Origin of the sequence: Pedobacter sp. HDW13, assembly GCF_011303555.1 — a bacterium.
Taxonomy (GTDB): domain Bacteria; phylum Bacteroidota; class Bacteroidia; order Sphingobacteriales; family Sphingobacteriaceae; genus Pedobacter.
This window is the reverse complement of sequence record NZ_CP049868.1, coordinates 1,285,324-1,296,849: the sequence shown is the minus strand read 5'-3', so window position 1 is coordinate 1,296,849 and position 11,526 is coordinate 1,285,324. Positions and strand designations below refer to the sequence as shown.

General features: G+C 39.8%; 9 protein-coding genes. 7 read left to right on the top strand and 2 right to left on the bottom strand.

The window, feature by feature from the left end:
* The first annotated feature begins 21 nt into the window (after positions 1 to 21).
* The gene (locus G7074_RS05290; protein WP_166207290.1) at positions 22 to 831 is read left to right on the top strand and encodes an alpha/beta fold hydrolase; all 810 of its coding nucleotides are present in this window, start codon (positions 22 to 24) and stop codon (positions 829 to 831) included.
* A gap of 99 nt (positions 832 to 930) precedes the next feature.
* Here the strand turns inward: G7074_RS05290 and G7074_RS05285 are convergent, their stop codons facing one another.
* Positions 931 to 1,815, bottom strand: coding sequence for an AraC family transcriptional regulator (locus G7074_RS05285; protein WP_166207287.1), 885 nt, complete (start codon positions 1,813 to 1,815; stop codon positions 931 to 933).
* Positions 1,816 to 2,059: 244 nt separating this feature from the next.
* On the opposite strand from G7074_RS05285, the gene G7074_RS05280 reads away from it, so the two are divergent.
* From G7074_RS05280 to G7074_RS05255, 6 genes are all read left to right on the top strand, one after another.
* Positions 2,060 to 4,792, top strand: a complete 2,733-nt coding sequence (locus G7074_RS05280; RefSeq protein WP_370526604.1) for a DUF1553 domain-containing protein — start codon at positions 2,060 to 2,062, stop codon at positions 4,790 to 4,792.
* A 9-nt stretch (positions 4,793 to 4,801) separates the two neighbouring features.
* Positions 4,802 to 6,313: a DUF1501 domain-containing protein gene (locus tag G7074_RS05275; RefSeq protein ID WP_166207284.1), complete on the top strand. Its 1,512-nt coding sequence runs from the start codon at positions 4,802 to 4,804 to the stop codon at positions 6,311 to 6,313.
* 205 nt (positions 6,314 to 6,518) lie between these two features.
* A complete protein-coding gene (locus G7074_RS05270) occupies positions 6,519 to 7,451 on the top strand; it encodes a sugar phosphate isomerase/epimerase (protein WP_166207281.1) in 933 nt (310 codons plus the stop codon).
* A gap of 7 nt (positions 7,452 to 7,458) precedes the next feature.
* Positions 7,459 to 8,853: a c-type cytochrome domain-containing protein gene (locus G7074_RS05265; RefSeq protein WP_166207278.1), complete on the top strand. Its 1,395-nt coding sequence runs from the start codon at positions 7,459 to 7,461 to the stop codon at positions 8,851 to 8,853.
* Positions 8,854 to 8,957: 104 nt separating this feature from the next.
* Positions 8,958 to 10,295 carry a GH1 family beta-glucosidase gene (locus tag G7074_RS05260; protein WP_124557815.1) on the top strand — a complete coding sequence of 446 codons (1,338 nt, stop codon included), beginning with the start codon at positions 8,958 to 8,960 and terminating at the stop codon, positions 10,293 to 10,295.
* 152 nt (positions 10,296 to 10,447) lie between these two features.
* Positions 10,448 to 10,909: a DUF2007 domain-containing protein gene (locus G7074_RS05255; RefSeq protein ID WP_166207276.1), complete on the top strand. Its 462-nt coding sequence runs from the start codon at positions 10,448 to 10,450 to the stop codon at positions 10,907 to 10,909.
* Between the two features lie 98 nt (positions 10,910 to 11,007).
* Here G7074_RS05255 and G7074_RS05250 read toward each other — a convergent pair whose 3' ends face one another.
* Positions 11,008 to 11,469 (bottom strand): hypothetical protein, encoded by a 462-nt coding sequence (locus G7074_RS05250; RefSeq protein WP_166207273.1) that lies wholly within the window; start codon positions 11,467 to 11,469, stop codon positions 11,008 to 11,010.
* Positions 11,470 to 11,526: the final 57 nt, after the last annotated feature.

Below are 11,526 nucleotides of genomic sequence, written 5' to 3'. Positions count from 1 at the left end.
TTTTTAAGCATATTGTTAATCATGAAAACTTATATATTATGTTGTCTTTTCTTTTGGATTGGCATCATAAGCGCTTATGGTCAGGTAGATACACTACTTGATGTTGGATCTTATAAACTCCACATAAAAATATTAAAAGGTAAAGGAGCTCCAATATTGTTCGAATCGGGTGGTGCACTCGACGCAAGACAATGGGATTCTATTTCCAATATACTTTACAACAAACTAAACGCCACAATCATAACTTACGACCGTCAGGGTTTTGGAAAAAGCGAATTGGATACTTCTAAATACACCATTCTTGATGAAGTGAAAGGCTTAGAAATTGCAATTAAAAAATTAGGGTATGCAAATAAAAATATTTTATTGGCTTGCCATTCTTTAGGGACATTCTATTCTAGTCTATACGCGTTTAGGCACCCGCATCTTGTTAAAGGAATTATAATGTTAGCCCCAAGGCTACCATCACTTGCTGATATGCGGTTTGCAAGAAGCGTGTTTACAAAAATTAAACGTAGTGACTTTAGGCGAGAGGATATTGGTCTTTACTATGTTTTAGCCCGAATGGAGAAAAATAGTGATTTTATAAGAGGAAAAAACATACCTCCTAACATACCAGTGCTAGGTATAATGGCAGAGCAAGGCCCATTTGATGATAAAGAAGAAAATGACAGATTTCAATCTGATCTAAAAAACCTTATCGGAAAAAGAATAAACGCGAATTTGGTTCGTGCACCGGGTAGCTCACATAATATACCTCTGGATAAGCCGGATTTAGTTATTTCAGAAATCTCAAATTTTTATAAAAAATATTTGAACCAATCTAAATGAAAAAAATAAAGTTTTTTACGAAAAAGCGGATAACTATTAATAGGAATATTGTTTATTGTGAATACGAATTAATTAATGCTATAAAGGTTTAATTCCGCATCAATTAAACCGGTTATCACGGTATTGCTTTGGCGAAATCCCCATGATATTGGAAAAAAGCCTGCTAAAATAATAAGGATCGCTTATACCGATTTTCTGTGCAATTTCATTAATTCTCAGGTTAGTAAAAAGTAGGTATTGGGTTGTTCTCTGAATTTTTAGCTGATTAAAATAGTCGATTGGGGAAGTTCCGGTTTTCTTTTTAAATATGGCTGATAAGTAAGAAGGAGAGAGATAAACAGCTAAGGCTACTTCTTTTAAACTAAGCGTTTTATCAATATTGTTTCGCATAAAATCAATGGTTTCCTCTACTTTATCAGGCGTTATGGTTTTATCATTTGTAATGTGTTTATCCGCATAAATAAAGCCTGCAATGTACTGGTGGAAACACAAGTTTGCATAAATAATATTTTCTCTGCTGAATCCACGTTCCAGCCGGCTGTAAATGGTATTGAACAATAAATTTCTTTCCTCACTAAAGCCGGCGTATGCTTTATGGTTTTCTAGCTGCGCTACCAACAGGTCAGCTCCTGATCCTGAAAAGTGAAACCAGTAAATCGTCCAGGGTAAAATTAAGTCTGCCTGATATATATGGGCCTTTTTTTTGGGGATAATAATAAAATTACCAGCTTCTATATGGTAAGCAGTCCCCTCAACTTCTACATGCCCCTTTCCTTCAAAACAATAAATCAAAATATGTTGTTCTGAACCATGGTTTCGTTTACGGTAATGATTTAAAGCTTTCGGATAATATCCAATATTGGTAATGTATAGATTGTTAATGATTTCATTTTTAATACATTGTTTGCTTAGTACATTTCTTGGGATAATAATTGCTTTTTGATATTCAAAACCATCTTTTTTCCTTGCCAATTGTTTTTCCATACTAAACTTCTCATACGTAATTACACTATGCAAAAGTAGTATAATCCATCTTTTACGCAAATTAATACATTTTAGTCTTTTGCAATTTTATAGACCTTTGGTTTTAAGGGGGGTATAGCACTTGGTGTTTTTGCCAAATCTTTGTTCTAATAATAGTTCAGACTAATTGTTTTATGAACATAGCCCGATAAACAAAGACATATCGGCCAAAAAGGCTGTTTTAATGTATACTAACCAAATGTTATTGAAAAGGAAAATATTATTTGCTTCCGGCTTTGCACTAGTGGCTATAGCGCTGGTCGCTTTTTCACTTTTTTCTTCGGAAAAGGAAATCGATTTTAACTCGCAGGTTAAGCCAATACTCAATAAGAAGTGTATTGCTTGCCATGGCGGTGTTAAGCAACAGGGTGGTTTTAGCGTGTTGTTTAGAGACGAAGCGTTGGCCAATACCAAAAGCGGCAAACCAGCCATCATTCCGGGCAATCCCAACGATAGTGAGTTTATCAAGCGCCTTAAATCTAACGATCCTGAAGAAAGGATGCCCTATAAACATCCGGCTTTAAATAACGATGAAATAGACATTCTTAGTAGCTGGGTTAAACAAGGTGCAAAGTGGGGTAATCATTGGGCCTATGTAAGTGTAAAACCAACAGCATTGCCAGATGTAGATAACGATTGGGTACGTAACGACCTGGATAAATTTATTTTTGCCAAACTGGAAGAAAATAAACTGGCACCGTCCAAAACTGCCGATAAGGCTACTTTACTCAGAAGGGTTAGTTTAGATCTGATTGGTACTTATCCATCGGATAAACTGGCGAAATTTTACCTGAACAGTAAAGACGAGCAAAAGGCCTATAATGTTTTAGTAGATAGTTTGCTGGCATCGTCTAAATTTGGCGAACGCTGGGCTTCTATGTGGCTGGATATTGCCCGTTATGCCGATACAAAGGGATATGAGAGCGATCCTAACCGGAACATCTGGAGCTACCGTGATTGGGTAATTAAGGCTTATAATGCCGATATGCCTTACGATAGGTTTATTACCGATCAGATTGCAGGCGATTTGTTTGCCAAGCCAACCGATGCCCAATATATTGCTACTGCATTTAGCCGAAATACCCCTACAAACGATGAAGGGGGAACAAATAATGAGGAGTTTAGAACGGCAGCAGTGCTGGATCGGGTAAATGCCACCTGGGAAGGCTTAATGAGTACCACTTTCTCATGTGTACAATGTCATAGCCATCCTTACGATCCTTTTAAACACGATGAGTATTATAAATTCATGTCGTATTTTAACAATACAAGAGATGAAGATGTATCGGCAGAGTATCCTTTACTTAAAAATTTTAACGACAGTCTTAAAAATGAACTGAATCATTTAACCAGCTGGGTTAAGGATGTGGCAGGTAAAGAGCGAGCAGCTGAGGTAGAATTGTTCTTAAAAACTGGTCAGCCGGCTATAAACTCTACAACAGCCGATGAACTGGTGAATTCGGTAATTGGCAATCACAATATTGCACTATTCTTTAAAAACAGTTCATCTGCAAGGTTAAAATCGGTTAACCTCCAAAATGTTGATCAACTGATACTGCGTTACAATTGCAGCAAGGAAAATGGTGCCATGAGCCTGCATTTAGGTTCGCCTAACGGACCGCTTGTAAAATCGTGGAAGGTAGCGCAAACTAAAGGCTATGAAAATGTAACCATCGATTTTCCTAAGCAAAGTGGGGTAAAAGATGTGTATTTAAAATATAGCAATCCATCAGTAAAAAATCCTGATGAGTTTATGGTGTATTTCGACTGGTTTTATTTTACACAGAAGTTTCCGGGCCAGGGTAACTCGGATTATCTGGCCTATAAAAAAACATTTACCAATTTAATGAATGCCGCTGTACCAACAACACCAGTTATGGTCGAAAATCCATTAAGTATGCAGCGTAAAAACTACGTGTTTGAACGTGGCGCCTGGACCTCTAAAGGTAAGGAAGTAAAAGTTGGCGTACCCAATTCTTTGGCTTTTGCTATGCCTAAAAATGCGCCCGATAATAGGATGGGACTTGCCATGTGGCTTACCGATAAGCGAAATCCGCTGGTATCGAGAACTATGGTTAACCGGTTATGGGAGCAGTTGTATGGTGCCGGTTTGGTAGAAACATTAGAAGATATGGGTACACAAGGTATGGCACCAACCCATCAGGAGCTGCTTGATTTTATGGCCTATCAGTTTATGCACCAATACCATTGGAGTGTTAAAAAAATGCTCAAAGAAATGGTGATGATGGCCACCTATCGTCAGGATAGTAAAGTAACCGAAGAAATAAAAGAAAAAGATCTTTTTAATAAATTCTATGCACGTGGTTCGAGGGTGAGACTAAGTGCAGAACAGATCAGGGACCAGAGTTTGGCCGTTTGTGGTGTTTTAAGTAATAAAATGTATGGTCCGCCGGTAATGCCATGGCAACCCGAAGGCATATGGTTTTCGCCGTATAATGGAGCAAAATGGCAAACAAGCGGAGGCGAAGACCAATACCGGAGAGGAATATATACCTATTGGAAACGCACGGCGCCATATCCCTCATCTATTGCTTTCGATGGTGCATCCAGAGTGGTCTGCAGCCCAAGGCGTATTCGCACCAATACGCCTTTGCAGGCATTGGTTACCCTAAATGATAGCGTTTATATTGATTTGGCCAGAAAATTAGCCTTACGAATGGAAAAAGTAGGAGGGAGCACCAATGCAGCTAAAATTTCGAAAGGATATGAATTGATGTTGTATAAAGCTATTCCGGAAAACAGGTTAAAAGTATTTGAAGAGCTGTATACAAAGGCCCTCCAGGCATTTAGAAAAAATGCAGCCGATGCATCGGCATTTATGGGCGATAAGCATAAGAAATTTAAGCCAGAAGAAGCAGCGATGGTTTTAGTGGCCAATGCCATGTTAAACCTGGATGAGGTAGTTACCAAAAATTAAGGGACGGTTATGACAAGAGACGAGCTAAACGCACACAGATTAATTAAGGAAGCACAAGAGGCCAATGCCCGACTGCATTCGAGGCGACATTTTTTAAAAGAAAGCGCAATGGGTTTAGGGGCTTTGGCCATGGGCTCATTACTGGGCAGTTGTGGTAATCTTTTTTCAAGTCCGCAAACTAAAATTGCTTACGATCCGGCGCATCCGTTATTGCCAAAATCGCCGCCATTGGTAGGCAAGGCAAAGAGCGTAATTTACCTGCACATGGCCGGTGCACCATCACAGTTGGAATTATTCGATTTTAAACCCGAACTAATGAAAATGGATGGTCAGGATTGTCCGCCTTCGTTACTTGCTGGTAAGAAATTTGCCTTCATTACAGGCGTACCCAAAATGCTGGGCCCACAGGCTAATTTTGCCAAACATGGGCAATCAGGAGCTTTGGTGAGCGATAACCTGCCTCACTTTTCTACCATGGTAGACGATGTAAGTTTTTTAAAAGCAGTAAAAACCGATCAGTTTAACCATGCGCCTGCACAACTTTTGGTGCATACCGGATCGCCACGTTTGGGTAGGCCGAGTATGGGTAGCTGGGTAACTTATGGTTTAGGTTCCGAAAATCAGAATTTGCCAGGCTATGTAGTGCTTACCAGCGGCGGAAGTTTTCCCGACGCCGGAAAAAGCGTTTGGGGCAGCGGCTTTCTACCTTCGGTTTATCAGGGCGTGCAATGCCGGAGCGAGGGCGATCCGGTACTCTTTATCAAAGATCCCGATGGTATGAACCGCGATTTGCGCAAAGCTTCTATCGATGCCATTAACAAAGCCAACGAACAACAATATCATGAGTACAATGATCCCGAAATTTTATCGCGGATAGCACAATACGAAATGGCTTACCGCATGCAGATATCGGCCCCCGAGGTGATGAATATTAACGATGAACCAGCTTATATCCACGAAATGTATGGTACACAGCCAGGTAAAGCCTGTTTTGCCAATAATGTGTTGCTTGCACGCAAACTGGTAGAAAAAGGAGTGCGTTACATTCAGCTGTTCGATTGGGGTTGGGATGCACATGGCGATAATCCGAATAACTCGCTCAATATCGGCCTAAAAAATAAGTGCAGAAGCATTGACCGGCCAATTACCGCTTTGCTGCTCGATTTAAAGCAGCGCGGTCTTTTAGAAGAAACACTGGTGGTTTGGGGCGGCGAATTCGGGCGTACACCAATGATGGAAAACCGGAATGGTATTCAAAATCCGTTTAAAGGAAGAGATCACCACACCGAAGCCTTTACCATCTGGATGGCCGGTGGCGGTGTAAAAAAGGGATTTACACACGGCGAAACCGATGAAATTGGTTATAGTGCCATCAGCGGAAAAGTTGATGCTTTTGATATTCAGGCAACAATCTTAAACCAATTGGGTTTTAACCACGAACAATTTACTTACCCATTCCAGGGGCGCCCGTTTAGGCTAACTGATGTGGGCGGTAAAGTGATATCGGAGATTGTGGCTTAAAGGATAATCGATAACCAAAACCAATTAACAGTTAACAATTTGCAATAACCAATGAATGAACAAGTGAACCAATAGATAGGTTGCTCAAGCGACCACGCTTACAGTAACCCTTCAGTTCGAAATGTAGGATTTGGTAATGAACCCAATGGCTAATGAACTAATGAACTATTGAACCCTTGAACTAACGATAATGAACCAATAAAATATGTCTCAAACCAGAAGAAAATTTTTGCAAAATACAGCCGTTGTAACGGCAGCCTCATTTTTGGCACCTATTAATAATATAAATGCAAGCGAAGTTACCAATGTAAAGGCAAAAGCAGGCTACGAATTATTGTTTATGCAAACCGACTGGGGTTTTGAAGGCACGAGAGATGAATTTTGTGCAGCGGCAAAAAAAGAAGGCTACGAAGGCATTGAGGTATGGTGGCCGGGCGAAGCCAACGCCGTGAAAGAACTTTTCGATGCCGTAAAAAAGCATAAATTGGAAATAGGTTTTTTATGTGCAGGATCGCAATCGAATATTAAAGAGCATTTTGCTTCCTTTAAAAGTAGCTTGGATGCCATTTGTGCCAATACCTATCAAAAGCCGGTGTATATCAACTGCCATTCGGGTAAAGATTATTTTAGTTATGAAGAAAATAAACAGATAATTGATTATGTAACCGCCAAAAGAAAAACTTCGGGGATTCCTATTTATCATGAAACACACCGCGGAAGAATGATGTTTGCAGCACCAATTGCTAAAAACTTTGCCGAAAAAAATCCGGAAGTTAGGTTTACTTTAGATATTTCGCACTGGTGTAATGTGCACGAAAGCTTATTGTCCGATCAGAAACAAACCATAGATTTTATTTTAGAAAAAACAGATCATATCCATTCCAGGGTAGGGCATCCCGAAGGACCACAGGTTAACGATCCGCGGGCACCTGAGTGGAACAAGGTAATCGAAGCCCACCTGGCCTGGTGGGATAAAGTGATTGCACGAAAAAAACAAAATGGCGAGCGAATGACCATATTAACTGAATTTGGTCCGGCCGATTATATGCCTACCTTGCCCTATACCCGTCAGCCTGTTGCCGATCAATGGGCAATAAATGTGTATATGATGAATTTATTAAGAAAGAGATACCAATAATTAAAAGATGCTAGAGTTTTTCGGTCGCTTTCACCCTGTTTTTGTACATCTTCCAATTGGTATATTGCTACTAGCCTGTATTTGTATCATTTTGTCGTTTTGGACAAGATTTTCCAGCTTAAAACCCGCACTCCCCATCATGCTTTTGCTGGGGATGCTTAGCGCTGTTGTTTCCTGCCTTACCGGATATTTTTTGGCCAATGGCGGAGATTATGACGGCAAGCTGGTGAGTAATCATCAGTGGATGGGTATTAGTGTTGCAGTTTTATCGCTTATTTTGCTGATCATTCATCAAAAGGTTAAATCCAATGTAATATTAGGAAGCATTAGTGGCGTTTTAATCATTCTGATTTCTGTTACAGGGCATTTCGGAGGTTCATTAACACATGGTGCCGATTATTTAACTGCACCGTTAAAATCTGATGGTGCGAAGGTTGGTGCAGCAATTCCGCCAATTGCCAATATTCAGGAAGCCTTTGTTTATCAGCACGCCATTCAGCCACTTTTGAAAAGCCGTTGCTATAGTTGTCATGGAAGTGAAAAACAGAAGGGCAAATTACGTCTCGATCAGGAAGTATTTATTTTAAATGGTGGTGAAGACGGACATACGCTTGTAAAAGGCAAAGCCGATGAAAGTGAGTTGATTAAAAGGTTGTTGCTTCCTTTAACCCATGATGATCATATGGCACCGAAAGAGAAACCTCAACTAACAGCAAACGAAATTGCTTTATTAAAATGGTGGATTGATAATGGGGCAGATTTTAAAAAGAAATTTAAAGAATTGCCTCAGCCCGAAATCATCAAACCAGTTTTGGCGGCTTTACAAAAAGGCGAAACCGTAGCGGGAGAAGCTACAGCCAGCGAAATTCCATCAGAAGAGGTGGGTGCAGTTGACGAGAAGGTATTGCAACAATTCACCAGTTTAGGCATCTCAGTTTTTCCGGTTGCACAGAACACCAATTATTTATCAGCGAACTTTATCAACGCCGTTTCTATGGGTAAAGAGGTTCAGGATTTGATCAAATCGATAAAAAAGCAGTTAACCTGGCTTAAATTAGAAAACGGAAAGGTTACCGACCAAACCCTCGATGCAATTAAAGATTGTAAAAACTTAACCCGCCTTAGTTTAAACTATACAGCTGTTACCGATGCCGGGTTAGCGAAACTTAAAGATTTAGAACAGCTGCAATCGCTTAGTTTGGTAGGTACAAAGATTACCGCCAACGGTATTAACCAGCTTAAAAAATCTAAAAACCTGAAGTTCCTCTATTTGTACCAAACCAATATAAACAAGGCCGATTTATTGAAAATAAAGAAACTATTGCCCAAAGTAAGTTTAGATACCGGTAATTATAAAGTGCCATTGCTGGCGCAAGACACAGCGGTTCTAAAAGCGCCATAATGATGAATTGTTTTGGTAATAAATAGGTTAAAATAACTATTGGCCTGACAATTAATGATTTGTTAATATTAAACTTGCAACTTATGGCAATTAATGGATAACAAATGATTAAGGCAAGTGATTTTGGTCCGAAATTTACCTGGGGCGTGGCTGCAGCTGCCGTGCAAATAGAAGGTGCAGCAAGCCAGTATGGCAAAGGCCCTTCTATATGGGACACTTTCGCTGCAAAAAACGGCAAAATAAAAAGGAACCATAAATTAGATCCCGCCTGCGATTTTTACCACCGGTATGTAGAGGATGTTGCAATGGTAAAACTGCTTGGTTTTAAAGTGTTCAGGTTCTCTATTGCCTGGTCGAGGATTTTGCCACACGGAAGGGGAGAAGTAAATCAGGAAGGGATCCGCTTTTACCATAACCTGATCGATGAGTGCCTTACCCAGGGGATTACGCCTTATGTTACCCTTTACCACTGGGATTTGCCTCAGGTCCTTGAAGACGAAGGAGGCTGGACCAGCTTTAGCATTAATGCAGCTTTTAATGCTTTTGTGAGCATCTGTGCGTTGGAATATGGCGATAAAGTAAAAAACTGGATTGTACTGAACGAACCTTTCGGCTACACCTCTTTGGGCTACATGCTGGGCGTACATGCTCCCGGTAAAACTGGTTTGAGCAATTTTTTTCCGGCAGTTTTGCATACAGCCCTGGCGCAGGCCGAAGGAGGCAAAATTTTACGTGCCGAGATAGCTAAAGCCAATATTGGCACTACCTATTCCTGCTCCGAAATACTGCCTTATACCCAGAGTGATAATGATATACTGGCTGCTAAACGGGTAGATTGTTTAATGAACCGTTTATTTGTCGAACCTACTCAAGGCATGGGCTTTCCAACGGCCGATTGGGATGTACTCGAGAAATTTCAGATGGAATACGGTACCTGGCGACTGCAGGATAGAATGAAGTTTGACTTCGATTTTATAGGCCTGCAAAATTATTTTCCTTTAACCGTAAAATACAATGCCTTTATCCCGGTAATACAGGCCTGGGAAGTAAAAGCTAAAGGCAGAAAAAAGCCGCATACGGCAATGGGCTGGGAAATAAATGCCGACAGCTTTTACAATATTATTAAGCAATTTGCAAGCTATCCCAATGTCAAAAATATAATGATTACCGAAAATGGTGCGGCCTATCATGATAAACTAAACAACGGAAATGTTGTTGACGCAGAGCGGATCGACTATTTTAAGCTATACTTAAGTGCTTTGTTAAAGGCTAAGAACGAGGGTATGAATATCACCGGTTATATGGCCTGGACGTTGATGGATAATTTCGAATGGGCTGAAGGTTTTAATGCACGGTTTGGCCTGGTTTACACCGATTTCCATACTTTGAAACGTACTATAAAGTATTCTGGCTACTGGTGGCAGGAGTTTTTAAAAGCCTAACATCTTCTGGTGCATAGGTTGAGGTAAGGCGTTTTTTCTTTTTAGGACCAATAATTTTGCTTTGTGGCGGTACCTTAAGTTTTGGTAACAAATCTTATAAAAATCTATCTAAGTAAAGATTTTTATATTTACGCTTACAAGAAACCTCATTAATGAACGACAGAACCATAGTTTACAGTACCTATTATAACCCCATAGAAGCCAATATTATCAAAGCCAGGTTAGAAGATAGTGGGTTTTCTTGCTTTCTTGCTGATGAAAATGTGGCTACACTTAACCCTTTATATAATCAGGCCATTGGTGGCGTTAAACTAATCGTTTTTGAAAGAGACGTGGAGGCAATTAACGCTTTGCTGGCCGAGGATCATAGTGAAACTGTTAGCCAACATAGGGATGAAGTTACCGATATGGAAGAAGATCTTAATCGTGTTGCCTGCATCAATTGTGGGTCTAAAAATGTAGGTTATGGAATGGCAACAGATCAAAAATACAGTCTTTGGGCTACCATATTAGCCTTTTTAACCTTTACTACGCCAATTCAGGCAAATAAATGTTACCACTGTTGCGATTGTGGTTATGAATTTAAAGAGCCGTTAGTAAACGAAGTGGAGTAACCAAACTCAAAAGCAATAATTTAACATGACTCTAAAATAAAAAATCCCGCTTTGATTTAACAAAACGGGATTTATACGGTTTAAGTCTTTTGAGAAAATTACTTTATTCTGGTTGCTGTAATGGTTGTGTATTCTATGTGTGTTCCCGAATCCTTATTCCCGATACTGGAAACATCAGTTCTTTTCAGGATTAATATATTGTTTGATATAGAAAAGGTAAAGCTGTTATGGTTAAAAGCTAAATTTCCGCTCAGGTTTAGTTTGTCTCCATTTAAGGTATACTTTACTTGAACATCTTCTATCGTATTTTGATTATTTCCGGGAAGATCTTTGAAATAGAAAATGGCATGTAAATTACCGTCTTCCTTAAATTCTAAAGTTGGCCTCGGGCTTTCTCCTTTGGTGTCATCCTGATCCTTGCCTGTGTTTTCAAAATTGGTAATGATGTAAGAATCAATTTGCCATTTTCCAACAATGGTATTGCTTGTCGTCTCATCTTTTTTGCAGGAGCTTAGGTTAATGAGGGTTAAGATCCCTAATGATAGTAATAGTTTTTTCATGAAATAATAAAGGTGTGCGTATGATAAAAAATCCCGCCCTGAATAAACAGAACGGGA